The following is a 20,379-nucleotide window of genomic DNA, read 5'->3' on the forward strand; positions in this document are numbered from 1 at the left end:
CGGTCAGTGCGCGAGCGGCGCCGTCTCGTCCACCTCGCAGTGGTCGAGCAGGTCGAGGTGGGCCTTCTGCGTGAAGGGGACCCGGACCGTCTTCGTGCCGCGGGCGGGTACGGAGACCTCCGTGCGGCCCGAGTCGATGGCGGGCGGGCTCTCCGGCAGGAAGAGCACCTCGACGGTGAAGGCGGCCTTGCGGCCGTTGGGGTTGGTGACCTCGACCGTGGCGTACGGCTTCTTGGCGGTCGCGCAGCCGACCAGCCGGGCCGTCCCGTCCTTCAGCGGGGCGCTGCTGCCGCTGCCGGAGGGTGTGGAGGTGGACCGGTGGGAGCGCCGGTAGGAGCCGCCGCCCGTGCCGCCGGTGCTGCCGTAGTCGTCGTCCGAGCCGTACGAGGAGCCGCCCGAGGAGCCGTACGACCCGCCGCCCGAGGTGGACGACGAACTGTCGTGGTCCTGGTGCGAGCTGCTGCACCCGCCCCCGCCGCCGCTCCCCCGGCTGCCGTGGTGCCGCCCGGACGAGAAGCCGGTCAGGCTGAGCACCACCAGGGTCAGTACGGCCGTGAACCTGAGCGCGCGCGTCCGTGCAGGCATGTGCATGGCAGCACCCTAGCCGCCGGGCGCATCGCCTGGCGGCCGCCGGGCGCCGGGGGTAGCGTCAGCCGTGGACGGCCGCCGTCTGGAGCCCTTCCGTGCAGACCCGGTACGACGGCCGTCGCGCGGCTCACGCGGTCCGCGCGGTCCCGGTGCCCTTCTCCGCGTCCAGCGCGTACACGCACCGGTCCTTGCTGCACGCGTACACCACGCCGTCCTTGACCACCGGGGAGCCGGTGATCTCGCCGCCGGTGGCGAGCTTCCAGCGCAGCCGGCCGTCGTCGGCCTTCAGGGTGTAGAGGAGATGGTCGGTGGAGCCGAAGTGGATGCGGCCCTCCGCCACCGCGGGCGCGCCCACGACGTCACCGCCCGCCTGGAAGCGCCACTTGGGGGTGCCGGTGACCGCGTCCAGGGTGTACAGGCCCTTGCCGCTGCCGACGTGCACGTGCCCGGCGGCCACCAGGACCGGCTCGATGGAGGCGCGGGCCTCGGTGGCGATGCGCCAGCGGTCGCGGCCGTCGGCGGCGTCGAGGGCGTAGACCGTGCCGAGGTAGTCGGCGAGGTAGACACCGCCGCCGGTGACGGCCGGGCCCGGGGCGAAGGCGGGCGGGCTCAGGAAGACCGCCGGGGCCTCGAAGTGCCAGCGGACCCTGCCGCTGGCCGCCTCGACGGCGAGCACGCGGGTGCCGGCGGAGACGTAGACGTGCCCGTCGGGCGCCGGGGCGAGCCGCACCGGGACACCGCCGCAGGAGGCCGCGTCACCGATGGGGTACGACCAGCGCTCCTCGCCGGTGCGGGCCTCCAGGGCGCGCAGCCGGGCGTCCTGCCAGACGTACACCGTGCCGTCGTGCACGACCGGGCCGGCCTCCGGGGACTCGAAGTCGGTCTGGCAGCCGGTGATCTCCCACAGCTTCTGCCCGCCCGTGGCCTCCCAGGCCTGCACGCCGCCGCCGCGGGTGCCGGTGACGACCGTGCCGCGGTCGGCTTTGAGGGAGTACACCCAGGCGTCCGTGGACAGCCGCCACAGATCGGTTCCCTCGCGGGCGTCCAGGGCGAACAGGGTGGGGCCGTCGGAGGCGTGGATACGGCCGTCCGCCACCGCCATGGACCAGGCGACGTCCCGGGTCTTGAAGCGGCGGCGGCCGGTACCCACGTCCAGGGCGTGCACCTCGAAGGAGGTGACGTAGACCAGGTCCCCGTCGACGGACGGGGTGCCCCACACGTCGTTGGACATGCGGAACCGCCAGGGGCGCCAGCCGCTCGCCGCCTCCGGGGGCGCCGGCGGTACGGGCGGTACGGCGGGGTCGGCGCCGGCCACGCCGGGGCGGGGCCGCGACCAGCCGGCCACCAGGCCGGCCTCGGGCGGGGGCGCCTTGACGGCGGCGGCGCGGGCGTCGGCGACCCGGGGGCCCGGGCCGATGGGCACCTTGGCGCCGGCCAGCCGCACCGGGCCGGTGTCGGGGGCGCCGACCGGGACGGGCACGGGCGCGGGGGCCGGGACCGGGGGGTCGTACGGCGGCGGCGGGGGGACGGCGGCCTGCCGGTCGCCGCTGCGCGGGCCGCCGGTCGGCGCCGGGGCGGGCTTGGCTGGGGGGCGTCCGCCGCGGCGGGCCTCGATGAGGGCGACCGCCTTCTCGGGCAGCCAGGCGGAGGCGGTGCCGCTGTCGTCGGAGCCGGAGCCGAACAGGTGCGGGGCGAGCTGGGCCTGGAGGTCGGCCGGGGTGGGGCGGCCGGTCGCCTCCATCTGCATGCACGCCTCGATCAGCGGGCGCAGCTCGTCGGGCAGGCCGGTGAGGTCCGGGCCCTCGCGCAGCAGCATGAAGACGGTCTCGACCGGGTTGGCGCCGTGGAAGGGCGGGTGGCCGGTGGCCGCGAAGACGAGGGTGGAGCCGAGGGAGAAGACGTCGCTGGCGCCGGTGACGCTGCGGGAGTCCTTGGCCTGCTCGGGGGACATGTAGGCGGGGGTGCCGACGGCGACGTTCGTCATCGTCAGGCGGGTGTTCGAGACACCGGAGGCGATGCCGAAGTCGATCACCCGCGGGCCGTCCTCGACCACGAGCACGTTGGAGGGCTTGAGGTCGCGGTGGACCAGCCCGGCGCCGTGGATGGACTGGAGGGCCTCCGCGACACCCGCCGCGAGCCAGCGCACGGCCTGGGCCGGGAGCGGCCCGCACTCGTTCACTATCTCTTCCAGCGAGGGCGCGGGGACGTAGGCGGTGGCCAGCCAGGGCACGGCGGCGCGCGGGTCGGCGTCGACCACGGCCGCGGTGTAGAAGCCGGAGACCGCGCGGGCCGCCTCCACCTCGCGGGTGAAGCGGACGCGGAAGAGCTGGTCCTCGGCCAGCTCGGTGCGCACCGTCTTGATCGCCACGCGCCGGCCGGACGCCGAGCGCGCGAGATAGACCAGCCCCATGCCGCCGGCCCCCAGCCGGCCCAGCACCTCGAACGGCCCGATCCGCCGCGGATCGTGCTGCGTCAGCTGATCCACCACTTGCCTGCCACCTCCCCGTACGAGCCGCGCCACTCTCCATAGGTACGCGACCGAAGTGCAGCGTCTCACCACCGCACCGCCATGGCGGCACGCACCCCGATTCTTCCTGGCCGGGCGGCTGGTTGCGAACCCGGTGACAATCGGGGTGTCTCATGCTGTATTGACCCAAAGCGGACCCGTCAGCGCTGCAGCAGTGCGAACGATGCCCCCTGATTGTCGGTGACGACGGCCACTCGTCCGTACGACGTCTCGAAGGGTGGCGCCTGGACGCGCCCGCCGAGCCGCTGTACGGCCTCCAGCGCGTCCGTCAGGTCCGTGACCCGGAAGTGGACGAGGAAGTGCGGGGGCATCTCGGCCGGGAAGACGTCGGTGACGTCCGCGCGGCCGAAGTCGGGCTCGGCGTCGGCGCCGAACAGGGCGTCGTGGAAGAGGCCGCCGTAGAAGGCGTTGGCGGCGGCGGTGTCCCGGGCGTACAGCTCGGCCCAGACGAAGGTGCCCGGCTCGCGCCGCCGCCCGAAGCCGGTGTGGGTGCGGGGCTGCCACAGGCCGAAAACCGCGCCCTCGGGGTCGGCGGCCAGGGCCGCGGTGCCGAGGTCGCCGACCGGGAACGGGGCCATGACCACCTGCCCGCCGGCCGCCGTGATCCGCCGGCCGAGGGCGGCGGCGTCGGAGGTCGCGAAGGACACCGTCCAGACGGTGGGCATACGGCCGTCCGTCTTGGGCGCCAGCGAGGCGACGAGGTCGCCGTCCAGCCGGGCCCACACCGAGGAGCCGTACGCCGCCTCGAAGGTCCACCCGAAAAGCTCACCGTAGAACCGCTTGCCCGCCTCGACGTCGGGCAGCTGGGCGTCCACCCAGCAGGGGACGCCCTCCCCGTATGTCTCTTCGTTCGCGGATGCCCTGTTTTCGGCCATGCCGTCAAAGTAACCGGGCCGCGCGCACCCCGCAGACCAGGCACACCATCCCCGAAAGCCCCGTGCACCCCATTTGCAGTCGGCCGAATCGCGCTCCGATCACCCCTCGGTAAGCTGACGACATGACAGGACAAGTGCGTACCGTCGACGGCCGCGTGGCCGGCCGGCGTGGGCAGGCGACCCGGCAGAAGCTGCTCGACTGCCTCAGCGAGATGCTCAGCTCCTCCCCCTACCGGGACGTCAAGGTCATCGATGTCGCCCGGAAGGCGGGCACTTCACCCGCGACCTTCTACCAGTACTTCCCCGACGTCGAGGGCGCCGTCCTGGAGATCGCGGAGCAGATGGCGGCCGAGGGTGCCGGGTTGACCGAACTGCTCCAGGGGCGCAGTTGGGCCGGCAAGTCCGGCTGGGCCACCGCGCAGGAACTCGTGGACGGGTTCCTGGAGTTCTGGCGCAAGAACGATGCGATCCTGCGCGTGGTGGACCTCGGCGCGGCCGAGGGGGACAAACGGTTCTACAAGATCCGCATGAAGATCCTGAACTCGGTCAACAACTCCCTCGCGGACTCCATCACGGAACTCCAGTCCAAGGGCCGGGTCGACAAGGACGTGAACCCGGCCGCGGTGGCCGGTTCGCTGGTCGCGATGCTCGCGGCGGTGGCGGCCCACCAGAAGGGCTTCACCTCCTGGGGTGTGAAGCAGGCCGAACTCAAGCCGAACCTCGCGCTGTTGGTGCACCTGGGCGTGACCGGAAAGAAGCCGAGCAAGTAGGCCCCGCCTTTTCCTCCTGCACCCGAGTCCTGTCTGGCAGGCGGCAGTTCACCGAGGTGAGCTGCCGCCTGCCGTGCTACGCGGGCAGCGGGCGGTCCCGCACCACGTGCTTCATCACCAGGGTCGACGTCAGTCGCTGCACCCCCGGCAGGGTCGCCAGCCGCTCGTCGTAGAGCCGCTGGAAGGCGACCAGGTCGGCGGTGGCCACCCGGAGCAGGTAGTCCGGCTCGCCGAACAGCCGCTGGGCGTCCAGCACATGCTCCAGCTCGCCGACCGCCCGCTCGAACTCCGCGACCGTGTCCCGGTCCTCCTGGCGCATGGACACGAAGACCAGTGCCTCGAAGTTCAGGCCGAGCGCGGCCGGGTCCACCACCGCGCGGTAGCCCTGGATGGCGCCGGAGCGCTCCAGCTCGCGCAGCCGCCGGTGGCAGGGCGAGACGCTCAGCCGCACCCGGGCGGCCAGCTCGGTCACGGTCAGCCGCCCGTCCTGCTGGAGCTCGGCAAGGATTTTCCGGTCCACGTCGTCCATGAAGAAGATATTTGCCCAGACTACGCGATCATGGGCAAACTTCGGGAACACTTTCGGGCCATTCGCGCCTAATGTCCCCGGTATGGACTCGGGACTGCTCTTCTCCTTCCTCGTCGTCGACCTGCTGCTGGTGTGCGTACCGGGCGCCGACTGGGCGTACGTCATCGCGACCGCCCTGCGCGGCGGCTCGGCGGCGCGCGCGGTGGCGGGCCTGGTCTGCGGCTACGCCCTGCACACGGCCCTGGCGACGGCGGGCCTGGCCGTGCTGGTGGCGGGCTCGCCCCGGCTGCTGACGGCCCTGACGGTGGCGGGCGCGGGCTACCTGCTGTGGCTGGGCTGGGGCGTGCTGCGCCGCCCGGCCGTCCCGGACGCGGACAGCGCGGCGACGCCCGACGGCCGGCTCTTCCTGCGCGGCGCCACGATCAGCGGCCTGAACCCCAAGGGCCTGCTGCTCTACCTCTCGGTGCTCCCCCAGTTCCTCACCCTCACCGGCGCCCACCTCCCCGTCCCCGCCCAGACCGCGGCCCTCGGCCTGCTCCACATGGCGTGCTGCGCGGCCGTCTACCTCACCGTCGGCGCCCTCGCCCGCGTCCTCCTCACCGCCCGCCCGGCAGCGGCCCGCGCGGTGACCCGCACCTCGGGCGCGGCGATGCTCGGGATCGGCGCGCTGCTGCTGGCGGAACGGCTGGCGACGCTCTGAGGCGGCTGGCGAGGACGCCAACAGCGCCTCGTCGGGCGCGGGTTGGTCCGGGGCGGCGCCCCGGCCGGCTCCGTAGACTGGCGGGCATGGCATGCCGCATCAGTGAGCTGGTCCTCGACTGCGCCGACCCCGAACGGCTCGCCGCGTTCTGGAGCGAGGTCCTCGGCTACGTCGAACTCGAGCGGGAAGCTGACGGAAGCATCGCGATCGGGCCGCCCGACGCCGGCTTCGGCGGCCCGCAGCCCATCCTCGTCCTCAGCCCCGGCAGCGCCCCGCGGGCCGGGAAGCTCCCCCTGCACATCGACGTCAACGCCACCGACCGCGACCAGGACGCCGAGCTGGAGCGGCTGCTCGCCCTCGGCGCCCGGCCCGCCGACGTCGGCCAGACCGGCACCGAGAGCTGGCACGTCCTGGCCGACCCGGAGGGCAACGAGTTCTGCCTCCTGCGCAGCCGGCTGAAGCCCCTCTGAGCCCGGGCCCTAGGAGCCCTCGGGCGCGCGGGTCAGCCGGAAGACCCTGATCTCCCGCTCCACCCGCCCCTGGTACACGGCGTACGGCGGCCAGAACGCCAGCAGTGCCCGCCAGACGGCGGCCCGTTCCTCGCCGGTGAGGAGGCGGGCGGTGACGGGGATGTCCTCTCCTTGCCGGCTGATGGAGGCGTGCGGGTGGGCGAGGAGGTTGTGGGTCCAGGCGGGATGGCCCGGGCGCCCGAAGTTGGAGCCGACCAGGATCCAGCCGCTGCCGTCCTGCTCCGGCATGCAGGCCAGCGGGGTCCGGCGGGGCCGGCCGCTGCGGGCGCCGGTGGAGGTGAGGATCACGCCGGGCAGCAGCCGGGCGCTCGGCAGCACCCTGCCCCGGGTGAGCCGGTGCACGGCCCGGTCGAGGGCCGGGATGACGTGCGGGGCGGCCTTGGCGAACGCCCGGGTCGAGGAGACCTTCTGCACGAGACGCAGCAGCCCGGCGCCGCGCGCCGCTCCGGCACCGCCCATCAGACGGCCACCTCCCCGCCCGTGAACAGCCCCGCCGCCCCGGCGGCCCGGTCGCGCAGCCGGTGCACCGGGCCGAACAGCAGCTCGTCGCCGGCCGCCCGCTTGAAGTACAGGTGGGCGTCGTGCTCCCAGGTGAAGCCGATCCCGCCGTGCAGCTGGATGCCCTCGGCGGCGGCGCGCCGCAGCGCCTCCAGCGCCTGGGCGAGCGCCAGGGTGCCGGCCCCTTCCCCGCGTCCGGCCGCCCAGGCGGCGTAGTACGCGGCCGACCGCGCCGCCTGCACCGCCACGTACACGTCCGCCAGCCGGTGCTTCACGGCCTGGAAGGAGCCGATGGGCCGGCCGAACTGCCTGCGCTGCCCGGCGTACTCCACGGTCCGCTCCAGCACCCGGTCGGCCGCTCCGACGGCCTCGGCGGCGAGCACGGCGGCGACGGCGTCCCCGGCCCCGGCGAGGGCGGGCAGCACGTCCGTGTCCGGCCACCCGAGCACCTCGGCGCGCACGTCCCGCAGTTGCACGCGTCCCTGGGGCCGGGTGGCGTCCAGCGGGGACTGCCGGGCCCGTACCAGCCCCGGCGCGTCCCCCGCCACGAGGAACAGCAGGGTCCGCGACCGGGCGAACCCCCCGGTGTGCGCGGCGACGAGCAGCAGCCCCGCGCTGTGCCCGTCCAGCACCTGCGCGACCTCGCCGTACAGCCGCCAGCCGCCCTCCGCGTGCCGGGCCTGCACCCCGCCGGCCCGCCCGCCGCCGGCGCGGTATCCGGCGTTCGCGCCGGTCAGGGCGAGGGCGGTGGTGAGCGCGGGCCCGCAGACGGCGAGGGCGGCGGTGAGCGACCCGGCGGCGATGCGCGGCAGCAGCTCGGCGCGCTGGGCCTCGGTGCCGAGGGCGAGGACCAGCGGGGCGGTGAGCACGGAGGTGGCGAGCAGCGGGGACGGGGCCAGGGCGCGTCCGGTCTCCTCGCAGGCGAGGGCCAGCTCGGTGGCCGAGCAGCCGACACCGCCGTACCGCTCGGGCAGGGCGAGGCCGGGCAGGCCGAGCCGGCCGGCGAGGGCCGTCCACAGCAGGGGGTCGTACCCGGCGGGGGTGTCGACGGCGGCCCGCAGCTCCGCCGGGCCGCAGCGTTTGTGCAGCACCTCGCGCAGGGTCCGGCGGATCTCGTCCTGCTCGGCGGTGAGGTGCGTGTCCATGGCCTTCCTCCATATCTGACGGAGCGTCATATTAGGGAGGCCGGAAGCAGATGCCCAGAGGGAGGAGCCCTCTCATGAAGCGCGGGACCAGGAAGGCCGCCGTGGTCGGCGTGGCGCTGTCCGACTGCGGGCGGGTGGCCGACGCGACGGCGTACGCCCTGCACGCCCAGGCCGCCCGCAGGGCGCTCGCCGACGCGGGTCTGGACCGTACCGTGGTCGACGGCTTCGCCTCGGCGGGCCTCGGCACGCTGGCACCGGCGGAGGTCGCCGAGTACCTGGGCCTGCGCCCCACCTGGGTGGACTCCACCTCGGTCGGCGGCTCGACCTGGGAGGTCATGGCGGCGCACGCGGCGGACGCGATCGCGGCGGGCCACGCGAACGCGGTGCTGCTGGTGTACGGCTCCACGGCCCGGGCGGACATCAGGGCGGGCCGCCGCACGGGCACCCTGTCCTTCGGCGCCCGCGGCCCCCTCCAGTTCGAGGTGCCGTACGGCCACACGCTGATCGCCAAGTACGCGATGGCGGCCCGCCGGCACATGATCGAGTACGGCACGACGATCGAGCAGCTGGCGCAGGTGGCGGTCCAGGCGCGGGCGAACGCGGCCCTGAACCCGGAGGCGATGTTCCGCGACCCGCTCACCGTCGACGACGTGCTGTCCGGACCGGTGATCGCGGACCCCTTCACCAGGCTGCACTGCTGTCTGCGCTCGGACGGCGGCGCCGCGGTCCTGCTGGCGGCCGAGGAGTACGTACGGGACTGCCGTACGGCCCCCGTCTGGATCCTCGGCACCGGCGAGCACGTCTCCCACGCCGCGATGTCCGAGTGGCCGGACTTTACGGTCTCCCCTGCGGCGGTGAGCGGGCGGCTGGCCTTCGCCCGGGCGGGGGTGGGCCCGGCGGACGTCGACTTCGCGGAGATCTACGACGCCTTCACCTACATGACCCTGGTGACCCTGGAGGACCTGGGCTTCTGCGCCAAGGGCGAGGGCGGGGCCTTCGTGGAGAAGGGCCGGCTGCTGGTGCGGGGCGGGGAGCTGCCGGTGAACACGGACGGGGGCGGGCTGTCGGCGCAGCACCCGGGGATGCGGGGGCTGTTCCTGCTGGTGGAGGCGGTCCGGCAGCTGCGCGGGGAGGCCGGGGAGCGCCAAGTCCGGCGCCGGGACGGCGGACTGCCCCGGCTGGGGGTGGCGTCCGGTACCGGGGGGTGGTTCTGCTCCTCGGGGACGGTGGTGCTGGGGAAGGACTGAGCCGGGGGCCAGCGGTGATACTCGCCCCATGGAACAGCACGATCTGCACGAACTGCTTCGCTCGCAGCGGGTCTGGGACCCCGAGGTGACCCGGCTGCCGCCCTTCGACCCCGATACGGCTCCTCCCACCCCGCTGGCCCTGTTCACGAGCTGGTTCGCGGAGGCGGTGGCCGCGGGGCAGCCGGAGCCGCACACCATGTCGCTGGCGACCGCGGACGAGGAGGGCAGGCCGGACGTCCGGATCGTGATGCTGCACGGCGCCGACCCGGACGGCTGGTCCTTCGCCACGCACGCCACGAGCCGCAAGGGCCGCGCGCTGAACGCCCGGCCGTACGCGGCCCTCGCCTTCTACTGGCCGGTGCTGGGCCGCCAGGTGCGGGTCCGGGGGCCGGTCACCTCGGCGCCGGCCGAGGAGAGCCAGGCCGACCTGCACGCACGGTCCACGGGCGCTCTGGCCGCCGCGCTGACCGGCCGGCAGAGCGATGAGCTGTCCTCGGTGGCGGAGCTGCGGCGGGCCTCGGAGGCGGCCTGGGAGCGGGCCCGGGCCCATCCCGAGGAGCCGTCGCCGACCTGGACGCTGTACCGGCTGCGCCCGGATACCGTGGAGTTCTTCCAGGGGGACCCGCAGCGGCGGCACGTACGCCTGGAGTACCGCAGCACCGGGTTCGGCTGGAGCAGGACGCTGCTGTGGCCGTAGAAGCATTTCTCCCCGCATGAATCTTCTTCGCCGGTCACACTTCTCCCGCGCCGTCCGTCAGGGGCAGTGACAGCGCATCACGAGCCCCGAGGAGACGGCGATGGAGAAGCGTTCGATCACAGCCGAGGTCCCGATGGCACCCCGGATGCCCGAGGACCCCGCACAGCTCGTGCCCGAGCTGGCCGAGGTGTCGGCGGCCCTTTTCCGGCTCACCGGCAACGGTTCGGTGCCGCGCTCCACGATCAGCCTGGTCCAGCTGCGGGCCGGGCAGATCGTCGGCAGCACCTACCTGACCGTCCTGCACACGGGCTTCCTGCGCAAGGCCGGGGAGTCGGAGGAGCGGATCACCTCGGTGGCGTCCTGGTGGGACTCGCCGTACTTCACGGCCGCCGAGCGGGCCGCGCTGGCCCTGGCGGAGGCCGTGCTCCAGCCGTCCGCGGGCGGCGAGCGGGTCTCCGACGAGCTGTACGCGCAGGCGGCCGAGCACTACGAGGGCAAGGCGCTGGCCACGCTGATGTTCGCGATCGGCCAGGTCAACTTCTTCGTCCCGGTCGCGCTCATCGCCAAGCCGGTGCCGGGCCGCTCGTTCACCGAGCCGTGGAGCTGAGGGCGCCCGGGCCCGCCCGGAACACCGGGATCCCGTCCCGGAACGCCACCTCCAGCGGCATCCCGGCGCGCACGGTGTCCGCCGGGCAGTCCACCAGTTCCGTCATCATCCGGGGGCCCTCGGCAAGGTCGACCACCGCGGCCAGGTAGGGGACGCGGCCGGCGAACGGGGGGAGGTCGTTGTGGTGGACCGCGGACCACGTGTAGAGCACGGCCCGGCCGCTCGCCTCCTCCCAGGCCACCTCCTCGCTCCAGCAGTGCGGGCAGAACTCCCGGGGGTAGTGGTGGGCCCGGCCGCAGGCCGTGCAGCGGCGGATCAGCAGCCGGCCCCGGGCGGCCGCCTCCCAGTAGGGACGGGTGAGGGCGTCGGTCTCGGGGACGTCGTGGCGCGGGCCGTCCATCAGAACCACCCCAGCGCCGCGTCCAGCGACCACGTCTGCCAGGACATGCCGAAGAGGCCGGTCAGGGAGATCAGGGCCATCATCGAGTTCTGGCCCTGCTCCGCCCAGTCGTGGATCATGAGGACGAAGTAGACCGCGTTGAGGAGCAGGCCGCCGATCAGCGCGGCCGGCGTCAGGAAGCCGGCGACCAGGCCGAGGCCCAGGGACAGTTCGGCATAGGCGACCACGTACGCCATCAGCCTCGGGCGGGGTGCGACCACCGTGTCGAAGCCCGCCCGGACCGGGGTCCACCGGTGTTTCGCCGCCACGTCCGCCGCCCAGGCGATGCCGCTGCCCTGCTCGAACCAGGCCTTCTTGTCCTTGTGCCGCCAGCTCTCCAGCCACCACAGGCCCAGGCCGATCCGCAGCACCGCCAGCCATTGCGCGCCGTCGAGCCATATCGAATCCATGGATCTGACGGTACGTCAGATAGCAGCGGATGCCCACCGCGCAGACGGCGAGCGGCGCCTCGCCGGCGTTCGACCCGCAGGACGTGATCAATCCGCAACCAATTCCGGTCTTGACCGAGACCCATCAACCGGGTGTGTGATTACGCTCCCGCTCATGGCCGTCTCCCGTCCCTCGCCCGTCCACCTGTCGCCGACCCCCGCCGACCGCCCGGTCTACGTCATCGGCGCCGGCCCGGGCGGTCTCGCCGCCGCGTACGCGCTGCGGGCGCGGGGCGTACGGGCCGTGGTCCTGGAGAAGTCCGACCGGGTCGGCGCCTCCTGGCGGCGGCACTACGACCGGCTGCACCTGCACACCACCCGGCGGCTGTCCGCGCTGCCCGGCCTCGGCATGCCCCGGACGTTCGGCCGCTGGGTGTCCCGGGACAACGTGGTGCGCTACCTGGAGAAGTACGCCGAGCACCACGCGCTGGAGATCGTCACCGGCGTGGAGGTCCACCGCGTCGAGCGGACCGGGGACGGCACCGGCTGGCTGCTGCACGCCTCCGGCGGCCGGGAGCTGACCGGCAGCGCGGTGGTCGTCGCCACCGGCTTCAACCACACCCCCCGGCTGCCCGACTGGCCGGGCCGGGAGGAGTACGACGGCGAGCTGCTGCACGCCGGCGGCTACCGCGACGCCGAGCCGTACCGGGGCCGTGACGTGCTCGTCGTCGGGATCGGCAACACGGGCGCGGAGATCGCCGTGGACCTGGTGGAGGGCGGGGCCGCGCGGGTACGGCTGGCGGTGCGCACCCCGCCGCACATCCTGCGCCGGTCGACCCTCGGCTGGGCCGCCCAGTACACCGGTGTGCTGGTCCGGCGGCTGCCGGTGCGGCTCGTGGACCGGCTCGCCGGGCCGGTGGGGCGGCTCAGCACCCCGGACCTGTCCGCGCACGGGCTGCCGCGCCCGGACACCGGCCTGTACAGCAGGGTGCGGCAGGGCGCGATCCCGGTCCAGGACGTCGGCCTGATCGACGCCGTGCGCAAGGGGAAGGTGGAGATCGTGGCCGCCGTGGAGGCGTTCGAGGACGGCAAGGTGGTCCTCGCCGACGGCAGCCGGATCGCGCCCGACGCGGTGATCGCGGCAACCGGGTACGTACGGGCGCTGGAGGGGCTCGTGGGGCACCTCGGGGTGCTGGACGGGCGCGGCCGGCCGGTGGTGCACGGCGGCCGGGCGCCCGCGCAGGCGCCCGGCCTGTACTTCACCGGGTTCACGAATCCCATCAGCGGGATGCTGCGGGAGCTGGCGATCGACGCGCGGAAGATCGCGCGGGCCGTCGCCAAGGGATTTCCCACCCATCGGTAACTTTGCCGTTCCGACTTGTTCCTGACGGTCAGTCAGTTCAGTAACCTGACAGAGCGTCAGTTACAACTGGCCGTCATGGCTGTCTCACAGGAGGCGGGCGGAACGATGCTTGGATCGACCCACGGCACCCTCACCACCGACTCCCGCCGGGCCCGGGCCATCGCCTGCGGCGAGCAGCGGCCCGGCCCCGCCGTCCACGACCGGGTGGCGGACCTCGATGTCAGCGGGCGCCCGCTCCACGCGGACGTACCGGACCTGACCCGCTTCTTCCGGCCGGAGTCGGTCGCCGTGATCGGCGCGTCGGACGCCGAGGGCCGGCCGAACACCGGGATCACCCGGCAGCTGCTGGACTGGGCCGGGCGAGTCGGGGCGCGGGTGCATCCGGTGCACCCGACCCGGCCGTCGGTCTTCGGGCTGCCCTGCGCGTCCTCGGTCGCCGAGCTGCCCGAAGAGGTCGACCTGGCCGTCCTGCTGGTGGCCGACCCGCTCCCGCTGATCGAGGAACTCGCCGAGGCGAAGGTGAAGTTCGCGGTCGCCTTCGCCTCGGGGTTCGCGGAGACCGGGGAGGCGGGCGCCGAGGCACAGGAGCGGCTGGCCGAGGCCGCAGGGCGCTCGGGGCTGCGGCTGCTCGGCCCGAACACCAACCTCAACGCCTTCGAACGGTTCCGGGAGGACCTGTCCGGGCCGGCCATCGCGCTGATCACCCAGTCCGGGCACCAGGGCCGACCCGTCTTCGCCCTGCAGGAACTCGGCGTCCGGCTCTCGCACTGGGCGCCCACCGGCAACGAGGCCGACCTGGAGACCGCCGACTTCCTCTCCTGGTTCGCCGAGCAGCCCGAGGTCGGCGCGATCGCCTGCTACGTGGAGGGGCTCAAGGACGGGCGCGCCTTCCTGCTGGCCGCCGACCGGGCCGCCCGCCGCAGGGTTCCGGTGGTCGCCGTGAAGGTGGGCCGCACCGAGACCGGTGCCCGGACGGCCGCCTCCCACACCGGCAAGCTCACCGGCGCGGACGACGTGGTGGACGCGGCCATGCGGCAGTACGGCGTGATCCGCGTCGACACCCTGGACGAACTCCAGGACACCGCGGCCCTGCTGGCGCGGGCGAGGGCGCCCCTGGCCGACGGCGTGGTCGTCTACTCCATCTCGGGCGGCACCGGCGCGCACGTCGCCGACCTGGCCGCCGGGGCGGGGCTGCGGCTGCCGCGGCTGTCCCCGGAGAAGCAGGCCGAACTGCACCAGTGGATACCGGAGTATCTGCACGTGGCCAACCCGGTGGACAACGGCGGCCATCCGGTCGGCGACCGGCGCGGCCGGAAGATCATCGACGCGCTCCTCGCCGATCCCGCGGTCGGCGTCCTGATCTGCCCGGTGACCGGCCCCTTCCCGCCGCTGAGCGACAAGCTCGTACGCGACCTGGTGGACGCCGCCGAGGAGACGGACAAGCTGGTGTGCGTGGTGTGGGGCTCGCCGGTGGGCACGGAGGCGGCGTACCGGGAGGTGCTGCTCGGCTCGTCGCGCGTGGCCACCTTCCGCACGGTGGGCAACTGCCTCACCGCGGTCCGCGCCTGGCTGGACCACCACCGCTTCGTGAGCGGCTACCGCTCCCCCTTCGACGAGGCCCCGCGCACCCCGTCCCCCTCCTCCCGCAAGGCCGAGGCGCTGATGCAGCCCGGCCGGCAGCTGAGCGAGCACGCGGCCAAGCAGCTGCTGCGGGCGTACGGCATCCGGGTGCCGCGCGAGCAGCTGGTGACCAGCGCGGCGGCGGCCGTACGGGCGGCCGGGCAGGTGGGCTACCCGGTGGTGATGAAGGCGTCCGGCGCGCAGATCGCCCACAAGACCGAACTGGGCCTGGTGAAGATCGGCCTGACCTCGGCGAGCCAGGTCCGCGACGCGTACCGCGAACTGACCGACATCGCCCGCTACGAGGGTGTCGGGCTGGACGGGGTCCTGGTGTGCCAGATGGTCGAGCAGGGTGTCGAGATGATGGTCGGCGTCACCCACGACGACCTCTTCGGGCCGACGGTGACGGTCGGGCTCGGCGGGATCCTGGTGGAGGTGCTGCGCGACGCGGTGGTCCGCGTGCCGCCCTTCGGCGAGGACCAGGCCCGCGCCATGCTCGGCGAACTCCGCGGCCGGGCCCTGCTGTCCGGCGTCCGCGGCCGGCCGCCGGCCGACGCGGAGGCGCTGGTGGAGGTGATTCTCCGGGTCCAGCGCATGGCGCTGGAACTCGGTGACTCGATCGCGGAGCTGGACGTCAACCCGCTGATGGTGCTGCCCCGGGGGCAGGGCGCGGTGGCGCTGGACGCACTGGTGGTGTGCCGATGAGCGAGGCCGTACGCCACGAGATCCGCGACCACGTCTCGTACCTCACCCTGAACCGGCCGGAGGCCCTGAACGCCCTCACCCCGGCCCTGCGCGACCGCCTCGTCGACCTGCTGGCGGAGGCCTCCGCGGCCCCGGACGTCCGGGCGGTGGTCCTCACGGGCACCGGCCGGGGCTTCTGCGCGGGAGCGGACCTGCGGGGCGGGGCCGGCTCCGGCGACCGGGTCCCGGGCGATGTGGCGCGGGTGCTGCGGCTGGGCGCGCAGCGGCTGATCTGCGCCGTGCTGGACTGCGAGAAGCCGGTCCTGGCCGCGGTGAACGGCACGGCGGCCGGCCTCGGCGCGCATCTGGCCTTCGCCTGCGACCTGGTGCTGGCCGCCGAGTCGGCGCGCTTCATCGAGGTGTTCGTCCGCCGCGGCCTGGTCCCCGACGCGGCCGGCGCCTACCTCCTGCCCCGGCTGATCGGCCCGCAGCGGACGAAGGAGCTGATGTTCTTCGGCGACGCGGTCCCGGCACCGGAGGCGCACCGCCTGGGCCTGGTCAACCGGGTCGTGCCGGACGCCGACCTGCCGAAAGCGGCCCATGAGTGGGCGACCCGTCTGTCGGCCGGCCCGACGCGGGCCCTGGCCCTGGCCAAACACCTCGTGAACACCTCCCTGGACACCGACCGCGCCTCCGCCCTCGCGGCGGAGTCCTGGGCCCAGGAGATCAACATGACGACGGCGGACGCCGGGGAGGGCCTGCGGGCCTTCACGGAGCGCCGGGACGCGGAGTTCCGGGGGCGGTGACACCCGCAGGGCTTCCTATCTGACATGGCGTCAGTTTCAATGGACTCGTGATGGGACACGCAGGGGCGGCGGCCGCCGCCGTCCGGTATCTGAGGGCCAGGCCCGTCGAGGCGCTGCCGCGGCCGGAGTTGCGGTGCGTCCGGGAGGACGAGCCGGCGCCCGTGGGACAGGGGGAGTTCCGGCGGGTGCTCGGGAGCTTCGCCACCGGGGTCACCGTGATCACCGCGCCCGGTGCCGAGGGCGCGGACGGGCCCGCCGGGTTCGCCTGCCAGTCCTTCTCCTCCCTCTCCCTCGAACCGCCCCTCGTGTGCTTCCTGGTGGGCCGGACCTCCACGACCTGGCCGCGCATCGCCCGTGCCGGTGTCTTCTGCGTCAACGTGCTGAGCGCCGGCCAGGACGAGCTGTGCCGGGCCTTCGCGGTGAGCGGCGCGGACAAGTTCGCGGGGGTGGCGTACGACCCCGCGCCCGTCTCCGGGTCCCCGCGGCTCGCCGGTGCCGCCGCCTGGATCGACTGCGCCGTCCACGCCGTGCACACCGGGGGCGACCACCTCATCGTCGTGGGACGGGTGGCCGCCCTCGGTGCGGACGGTACGACGGAACCGCTGCTCTTCCACCGGGGGCGGTTCGCGCGGCTCCGGGACCACTGAGTCCGCCGGTCAGCGCCGGGCCGGCCGCCACGGGGACGGGGGCGCGGCGCAGGGTGTGGTCCCGTGTGCTCCTCGGGGTGATCCCTTTCCCAGGGCGTGTGTTCAGGACACGGCGAGGGCGGGGGCGGCCGGCGTGCCGCGCCGGATGACCAGCGCCATCAGGGCCGCCGCCGCGCACAGCGTGCCGGAGGCGTACCAGACGACGTCGTAGGAGCCGAAGACGTCCCGGGCGGCTCCGCCGAGGTAGGCGACGAGGGCCGCGCCGATCTGGTGCGAGGCGAGCACCCAGCCGAAGACGATGGCGCTGTCCTCGCCGAACTGCTCGCGGCACAGGGCCAGCGTGGGCGGGACGGTGGCCACCCAGTCCAGGCCGTAGAACACGATGAAGAAGAGCATCGGCGGGTGGACGGCGGGGCCCAGCAGCATCGGCAGGAAGAGCAGGGACAGGCCGCGCAGGGCGTAGTAGACGGCGAGCAGGCGGCGCGGTTCGAAGCGGTCGGTGAACCAGCCGGAGGCGATCGTGCCGACGACGTCGAACACGCCGATCACCGCCAGCAGCGAGGCCGCCGTCGTCACGGGCATCCCGTGGTCGTGCTCGGCGGGCACGAAGTGGGTCTGGACCAGGCCGTTGGTGGACGCACCGCAGATCGCGAAGGTACCGGCGAGCAGCCAGAAGGTGCCCGTGCGGACGGCCGAGGACAGCACGCCGAGCGTGCGGCGGGCGGCGCCGGTGACGGGCGCCGGCTTGGGGACGAACTCACGTGCGCCGTACGGCGCCACGCCCACGTCGGCCGGGTGGTCGCGCAGCAGCAGCCAGACGAAGGGGACCACGGCGAACGCGGCCAGGGCGACCGTGACCGCGGCGGGCCGCCAGTCGTGGCGCTCGACGATCCAGGACAGCAGCGGCAGGAAGACCAGCTGGCCGGAGGCGGAGGCCGCGGTGAGGATGCCGCTGACCAGGCCGCGCCGCTCGGTGAACCAGCGGTTGGTGACCGTCGCGGCGAAGGCCAGCGCCATGGAACCGGTGCCGAGTCCCACCAGCAGACCCCAGCAGAGCAGCAGCTGCCAGGCCGCCGTCATCCACACGGTCAGGCCCGAGCCGATCGCGATCACGGTGAGCGCGGCGGCGACCACGCGGCGGATGCCGAAGCGGTCCATCAGCGCGGCGGCGAACGGCGCGGTGAGGCCGTACAGCGCCAGGTTGACGGAGACGGCCGCGCCGATCGTGCCGCGCGACCAGCCGAACTCCTGGTGCAGCGGGTCGATGAGCAGGCCGGGCAGGGAGCGGAAGGCCGCCGCGCCGGTGATCGTGACGAACGTGACGGCGGCGACGAACCAGGCGCGGTGCACGCGGTGGCGCCGGCCGGGCGGGGCCTGGGCGGGGACGGCGGCGGGTCTTGTCTGAGTCACGTCATCCAGCCTCGGGTACCTGTGCCCGCGCATCGAGTGGCCCGGGGGACAGCCTTCGCTACGATCGGGCCATGACCACCACAGGGGAATTCCGGCCGCACCGGGTCGCCGTCCTCGCCCTGGACGGCCTGCTGCCCTTCGAACTGGGCATCCCGCACCGGATCTTCGGCCGCCCCCGGGACGCGCGGGGCCAGCACCTGTACGAGGTCGTGACCTGCTCGGTACGGCCGCCCGGCCCGGTCGAGACGGACGCCGACTTCGCCGTGCACGTCGCCCACGGCCCCGAGACGCTGGCCACCGCCGACACGGTGATCGTCCCGGCGTCGTACGAGCTCGGCCCGCTCTACGACGAGGGCCGGCTCACCGACGACCTGGCCGCCGCCCTCGCCCGCATCCGCCCCGGCACCCGGCTCGCCTCCATCTGCACCGGCGTCTACGTGCTCGCCGCCGCCGGCCGCCTGGACGGCCGCCCGGCGACCACGCACTGGGCCGACGCCGAACGCTTCCAGCGGATGTTCCCGAAGATCCGGGTGGACCCGGACGTGCTGTTCATCGACGACGGTGACGTGCTGACCTCGGCCGGCGTGGCCGCCGGGATCGACCTGTGCCTGCACATGGTCCGCCGCGACTTCGGCACGGCCGTCGCCAACGACGTGGCCCGCCGCACGGTCGTACCGCCCCACCGCGACGGCGGCCAGGCCCAGTTCATCCACCGTCCGGTCCCCGACCCCCAGCTGGCCACGACGACCGCCGCCCGGGCCTGGGCACTGGGCCGGCTGCACGAGCCGATCCAGCTGCGCGACCTGGCCGAGCGGGAGGCCATGTCGGTACGCACCTTCACCCGCCGCTTCCGCGAGGAGGTCGGCGTCAGCCCCGGCCAGTGGCTCACCCAGCAGCGCGTGGAGCGCGCCCGGCACCTGCTGGAGACCACCGACCTGTCGATGGACCAGGTGGCCCGGGAGTCGGGCTTCGGCACGGCCCAGTCGATGCGCCAGCACCTACAGGCGGCGCTCGGGGTCACGCCCACCGCCTACCGGCGCACCTTCCGCACCGGCGGCGCCGAGCGGCACGGTGGCGCCGGCACCCCGCGCTGACCGGGCCAGGCGTATCTCGCCCCACCAGCCGACCGCCGTCAGCAGCAGGGTCAGGGCCACCCCGGCGAGGATCGCCGTCGAGGGCGCGGCGAGCGGCAGCAGGGCGCCGGCGAGGGAGCCGGTGGCCGCGTAACCGGCGCCGACGGCCGCGTACATGACCGAGTAACCGGCGGCCAGCGCTCCCGGCGGGAGCACCTCGCGCAGGGACAGGTTGCGGGTGAGCATCGCACCGGACTGGAGCAGCCCGGCCACGCCCAGCGCCGCCGCGATGCCCGGCGCGCCGGGTATCAGGGCGAGCGCGGCCACCGCTGCGGACATCCCCGCCATCAGGACCACGCTGCGAGTCCTGAGCCGCCCCGGCCAGGACCGCAGGCCGTACAGGAAGGCGCCGGCGGCGGAGGCCACCGACATCACCGTCAGCAGCGGGCCCGCCCAGCCGACCCCGATGCCGCGCTGTTCGAGCAGGGCGGGCAGCACGAGTTCGGCGAGGGCCAGCAGGGACAGGCTGGCCGCGCCCGTGACGTACACCGGCCAGGCCCGGGCCAGCACGCGCAGCCTGGACGCGTCCTTCCCGTCCCGCTGGCCCTGCTCGTCCGCCGCCCAGCCGGCCGGCAGGAGCCACAGGCCCACGACGGACGCGGCCATCAGGGCGGCTTCGAGCAGCAGCGGAAAGCGGGGGCCGGCACCGAGGGCGAGGCCGGTGACGGTGGCCGGGGAGACCGCCCAGACGCCGAACGTGAGCATCGACTCCACGGACAGCGCCTGGGCCGCCGCATGCCCCGGGACCAGGGAGGTGAGCAGCGCACGCAGCCCGCCGGGCGCCGCGGCGGGACCCGCCCCGGCGAGGAACGCGAACGCGGCGAGTATCGCGCCGGGCGCGCCGGGGAACGCGCCGAGGCCCGCGAAGCCGGCGGCACCCGCGGCGAGTCCGGCGGCCAGGTGCGGCCGGGCTCTCCGGGAGTCCAGGCGCATGCCGAGCACGGGAGCGCCGAGGATCTCACCGATGACGTAGGCGGCGGCCAGGGCCGCGCCCAGGGAGTAGCCGCCCGGGCGCTCGCGGACCAGGAAGACCAGGGCGAGCGGGGCCATGGCCACCGGCATCCGGGCGCCGACGGCCACCAGGGCCCAGGTCAGGACCCGCCGGGAAACGACATCGCGGTAGCTCATGCCTCGACGGTAGGGGGCGGCACCGACAACCGCCGACCCGATGTCCC

21 protein-coding genes are annotated in these 20,379 nt (G+C 74.4%); 11 read left to right on the forward strand and 10 right to left on the reverse strand.

Annotation, left to right across the window (positions count from 1 at the left end; all coding sequences use genetic code 11):
- Positions 1 to 3 precede the first annotated feature (3 nt).
- The 3 genes from ACIP4Y_RS19145 to ACIP4Y_RS19155 all read right to left on the reverse strand — a co-directional run bounded on the left by ACIP4Y_RS19145 (position 4) and on the right by ACIP4Y_RS19155 (position 3,990).
- Positions 4 to 591 (reverse strand): hypothetical protein, encoded by a 588-nt coding sequence (locus tag ACIP4Y_RS19145; RefSeq protein ID WP_401394614.1) that lies wholly within the window; start codon positions 589 to 591, stop codon positions 4 to 6.
- Positions 592 to 715: 124 nt separating this feature from the next.
- Positions 716 to 3,076, reverse strand: coding sequence for a PQQ-binding-like beta-propeller repeat protein (locus ACIP4Y_RS19150; protein ID WP_401394617.1), 2,361 nt, complete (start codon positions 3,074 to 3,076; stop codon positions 716 to 718).
- A 179-nt stretch (positions 3,077 to 3,255) separates the two neighbouring features.
- Entirely contained in the window at positions 3,256 to 3,990 is a 735-nt protein-coding gene (locus ACIP4Y_RS19155; RefSeq protein ID WP_401394620.1) for a VOC family protein, read from the reverse strand.
- A 134-nt stretch (positions 3,991 to 4,124) separates the two neighbouring features.
- Here ACIP4Y_RS19155 and ACIP4Y_RS19160 point away from each other — a divergent pair, with 134 nt between their 5' ends.
- On the forward strand, positions 4,125 to 4,760 hold the full coding sequence (locus ACIP4Y_RS19160; RefSeq protein ID WP_358639567.1) for a TetR family transcriptional regulator: 636 nt from the start codon (positions 4,125 to 4,127) through the stop codon (positions 4,758 to 4,760).
- A 76-nt stretch (positions 4,761 to 4,836) separates the two neighbouring features.
- Here the strand turns inward: ACIP4Y_RS19160 and ACIP4Y_RS19165 are convergent, their stop codons facing one another.
- Positions 4,837 to 5,289 carry an Lrp/AsnC family transcriptional regulator gene (locus ACIP4Y_RS19165; protein ID WP_401394623.1) on the reverse strand — a complete coding sequence of 151 codons (453 nt, stop codon included), beginning with the start codon at positions 5,287 to 5,289 and terminating at the stop codon, positions 4,837 to 4,839.
- Positions 5,290 to 5,371: 82 nt separating this feature from the next.
- On the opposite strand from ACIP4Y_RS19165, the gene ACIP4Y_RS19170 reads away from it, so the two are divergent.
- On the forward strand, positions 5,372 to 5,989 hold the full coding sequence (locus ACIP4Y_RS19170) for a LysE family translocator (RefSeq protein ID WP_401394626.1): 618 nt from the start codon (positions 5,372 to 5,374) through the stop codon (positions 5,987 to 5,989).
- Between the two features lie 86 nt (positions 5,990 to 6,075).
- Positions 6,076 to 6,459: a VOC family protein gene (locus ACIP4Y_RS19175; protein WP_358639479.1), complete on the forward strand. Its 384-nt coding sequence runs from the start codon at positions 6,076 to 6,078 to the stop codon at positions 6,457 to 6,459.
- A gap of 9 nt (positions 6,460 to 6,468) precedes the next feature.
- Here ACIP4Y_RS19175 and ACIP4Y_RS19180 read toward each other — a convergent pair whose 3' ends face one another.
- Positions 6,469 to 6,978, reverse strand: coding sequence for a nitroreductase/quinone reductase family protein (locus ACIP4Y_RS19180; protein ID WP_401394631.1), 510 nt, complete (start codon positions 6,976 to 6,978; stop codon positions 6,469 to 6,471).
- On the reverse strand, positions 6,978 to 8,162 hold the full coding sequence (locus tag ACIP4Y_RS19185) for an acyl-CoA dehydrogenase family protein (protein ID WP_401394633.1): 1,185 nt from the start codon (positions 8,160 to 8,162) through the stop codon (positions 6,978 to 6,980). Before ACIP4Y_RS19185 ends, ACIP4Y_RS19180 begins: the two co-directional genes overlap by 1 nt.
- 74 nt (positions 8,163 to 8,236) lie before the next feature.
- On the opposite strand from ACIP4Y_RS19185, the gene ACIP4Y_RS19190 reads away from it, so the two are divergent.
- From ACIP4Y_RS19190 to ACIP4Y_RS19200, 3 genes are all read left to right on the forward strand, one after another.
- Positions 8,237 to 9,409: a thiolase C-terminal domain-containing protein gene (locus tag ACIP4Y_RS19190; RefSeq protein ID WP_401394636.1), complete on the forward strand. Its 1,173-nt coding sequence runs from the start codon at positions 8,237 to 8,239 to the stop codon at positions 9,407 to 9,409.
- A gap of 28 nt (positions 9,410 to 9,437) precedes the next feature.
- Positions 9,438 to 10,106: a pyridoxal 5'-phosphate synthase gene (locus tag ACIP4Y_RS19195; RefSeq protein ID WP_401394639.1), complete on the forward strand. Its 669-nt coding sequence runs from the start codon at positions 9,438 to 9,440 to the stop codon at positions 10,104 to 10,106.
- 100 nt (positions 10,107 to 10,206) lie between these two features.
- Positions 10,207 to 10,713, forward strand: a complete 507-nt coding sequence (locus tag ACIP4Y_RS19200) for a carboxymuconolactone decarboxylase family protein (protein ID WP_401394642.1) — start codon at positions 10,207 to 10,209, stop codon at positions 10,711 to 10,713.
- Here ACIP4Y_RS19200 and ACIP4Y_RS19205 read toward each other — a convergent pair.
- Both ACIP4Y_RS19205 and ACIP4Y_RS19210 read right to left on the reverse strand, forming a co-directional pair.
- Complete coding sequence (locus ACIP4Y_RS19205) at positions 10,694 to 11,113, reverse strand: Zn-ribbon domain-containing OB-fold protein (protein WP_358639468.1); 420 nt, start codon at positions 11,111 to 11,113, stop codon at positions 10,694 to 10,696. The genes ACIP4Y_RS19200 and ACIP4Y_RS19205 overlap by 20 nt on opposite strands.
- On the reverse strand, positions 11,113 to 11,562 hold the full coding sequence (locus ACIP4Y_RS19210; RefSeq protein WP_401394645.1) for a DoxX family protein: 450 nt from the start codon (positions 11,560 to 11,562) through the stop codon (positions 11,113 to 11,115). The genes ACIP4Y_RS19205 and ACIP4Y_RS19210 overlap by 1 nt, the downstream gene beginning before the upstream one ends.
- A gap of 154 nt (positions 11,563 to 11,716) precedes the next feature.
- Between ACIP4Y_RS19210 and ACIP4Y_RS19215 the strand changes: the two genes are divergently transcribed.
- The 4 genes from ACIP4Y_RS19215 (at position 11,717) to ACIP4Y_RS19230 (ending at position 16,661) form a co-directional block, all read left to right on the forward strand.
- Positions 11,717 to 12,904, forward strand: a complete 1,188-nt coding sequence (locus ACIP4Y_RS19215; protein ID WP_401394648.1) for a flavin-containing monooxygenase — start codon at positions 11,717 to 11,719, stop codon at positions 12,902 to 12,904.
- A gap of 105 nt (positions 12,905 to 13,009) precedes the next feature.
- A complete protein-coding gene (locus tag ACIP4Y_RS19220) occupies positions 13,010 to 15,229 on the forward strand; it encodes an acetate--CoA ligase family protein (RefSeq protein ID WP_401394651.1) in 2,220 nt (739 codons plus the stop codon).
- Complete coding sequence (locus ACIP4Y_RS19225) at positions 15,226 to 16,014, forward strand: enoyl-CoA hydratase/isomerase family protein (protein ID WP_401394654.1); 789 nt, start codon at positions 15,226 to 15,228, stop codon at positions 16,012 to 16,014. Before ACIP4Y_RS19220 ends, ACIP4Y_RS19225 begins: the two co-directional genes overlap by 4 nt.
- A 50-nt stretch (positions 16,015 to 16,064) precedes the next feature.
- Entirely contained in the window at positions 16,065 to 16,661 is a 597-nt protein-coding gene (locus ACIP4Y_RS19230; RefSeq protein ID WP_401394657.1) for a flavin reductase family protein, read from the forward strand.
- Between the two features lie 102 nt (positions 16,662 to 16,763).
- On the opposite strand, the gene ACIP4Y_RS19235 is transcribed toward ACIP4Y_RS19230, so the two are convergent.
- Positions 16,764 to 18,071, reverse strand: coding sequence for an MFS transporter (locus ACIP4Y_RS19235; RefSeq protein WP_401394660.1), 1,308 nt, complete (start codon positions 18,069 to 18,071; stop codon positions 16,764 to 16,766).
- Between the two features lie 71 nt (positions 18,072 to 18,142).
- Between ACIP4Y_RS19235 and ACIP4Y_RS19240 the strand changes: the two genes are divergently transcribed.
- Positions 18,143 to 19,165 carry a GlxA family transcriptional regulator gene (locus ACIP4Y_RS19240; RefSeq protein ID WP_401394663.1) on the forward strand — a complete coding sequence of 341 codons (1,023 nt, stop codon included), beginning with the start codon at positions 18,143 to 18,145 and terminating at the stop codon, positions 19,163 to 19,165.
- On the opposite strand, the gene ACIP4Y_RS19245 is transcribed toward ACIP4Y_RS19240, so the two are convergent.
- Positions 19,070 to 20,332, reverse strand: coding sequence for an MFS transporter (locus tag ACIP4Y_RS19245; protein ID WP_401394666.1), 1,263 nt, complete (start codon positions 20,330 to 20,332; stop codon positions 19,070 to 19,072). The genes ACIP4Y_RS19240 and ACIP4Y_RS19245 overlap by 96 nt on opposite strands.
- Positions 20,333 to 20,379 lie beyond the last annotated feature (47 nt).

This window comes from Streptomyces sp. NPDC088810, assembly GCF_044750305.1.
In the GTDB taxonomy this organism is placed as follows: Bacteria; Actinomycetota; Actinomycetes; order Streptomycetales; family Streptomycetaceae; genus Streptomyces.

Excerpts from the sequence above, each read along its gene's own strand:
- ACIP4Y_RS19145 (WP_401394614.1), bottom strand. The coding sequence starts at position 591 with ATGCACATGCCTGCACGGACGCGCGCGCTCAGGTTCACGGCCGTACTG.
- ACIP4Y_RS19155 (WP_401394620.1), bottom strand. The coding sequence starts at position 3,990 with ATGGCCGAAAACAGGGCATCCGCGAACGAAGAGACATACGGGGAGGGC.
- ACIP4Y_RS19165 (WP_401394623.1), bottom strand. The coding sequence starts at position 5,289 with ATGGACGACGTGGACCGGAAAATCCTTGCCGAGCTCCAGCAGGACGGG.
- ACIP4Y_RS19170 (WP_401394626.1), top strand. The coding sequence starts at position 5,372 with ATGGACTCGGGACTGCTCTTCTCCTTCCTCGTCGTCGACCTGCTGCTG.
- ACIP4Y_RS19175 (WP_358639479.1), top strand. The coding sequence starts at position 6,076 with ATGGCATGCCGCATCAGTGAGCTGGTCCTCGACTGCGCCGACCCCGAA.
- ACIP4Y_RS19180 (WP_401394631.1), bottom strand. The coding sequence starts at position 6,978 with ATGGGCGGTGCCGGAGCGGCGCGCGGCGCCGGGCTGCTGCGTCTCGTG.
- ACIP4Y_RS19185 (WP_401394633.1), bottom strand. The coding sequence starts at position 8,162 with ATGGACACGCACCTCACCGCCGAGCAGGACGAGATCCGCCGGACCCTG.
- ACIP4Y_RS19190 (WP_401394636.1), top strand. The coding sequence starts at position 8,237 with ATGAAGCGCGGGACCAGGAAGGCCGCCGTGGTCGGCGTGGCGCTGTCC.
- ACIP4Y_RS19195 (WP_401394639.1), top strand. The coding sequence starts at position 9,438 with ATGGAACAGCACGATCTGCACGAACTGCTTCGCTCGCAGCGGGTCTGG.
- ACIP4Y_RS19200 (WP_401394642.1), top strand. The coding sequence starts at position 10,207 with ATGGAGAAGCGTTCGATCACAGCCGAGGTCCCGATGGCACCCCGGATG.
- ACIP4Y_RS19205 (WP_358639468.1), bottom strand. The coding sequence starts at position 11,113 with ATGGACGGCCCGCGCCACGACGTCCCCGAGACCGACGCCCTCACCCGT.
- ACIP4Y_RS19210 (WP_401394645.1), bottom strand. The coding sequence starts at position 11,562 with ATGGATTCGATATGGCTCGACGGCGCGCAATGGCTGGCGGTGCTGCGG.
- ACIP4Y_RS19215 (WP_401394648.1), top strand. The coding sequence starts at position 11,717 with ATGGCCGTCTCCCGTCCCTCGCCCGTCCACCTGTCGCCGACCCCCGCC.
- ACIP4Y_RS19220 (WP_401394651.1), top strand. The coding sequence starts at position 13,010 with ATGCTTGGATCGACCCACGGCACCCTCACCACCGACTCCCGCCGGGCC.
- ACIP4Y_RS19225 (WP_401394654.1), top strand. The coding sequence starts at position 15,226 with ATGAGCGAGGCCGTACGCCACGAGATCCGCGACCACGTCTCGTACCTC.
- ACIP4Y_RS19230 (WP_401394657.1), top strand. The coding sequence starts at position 16,065 with ATGGGACACGCAGGGGCGGCGGCCGCCGCCGTCCGGTATCTGAGGGCC.
- ACIP4Y_RS19240 (WP_401394663.1), top strand. The coding sequence starts at position 18,143 with ATGACCACCACAGGGGAATTCCGGCCGCACCGGGTCGCCGTCCTCGCC.
- ACIP4Y_RS19245 (WP_401394666.1), bottom strand. The coding sequence starts at position 20,332 with ATGAGCTACCGCGATGTCGTTTCCCGGCGGGTCCTGACCTGGGCCCTG.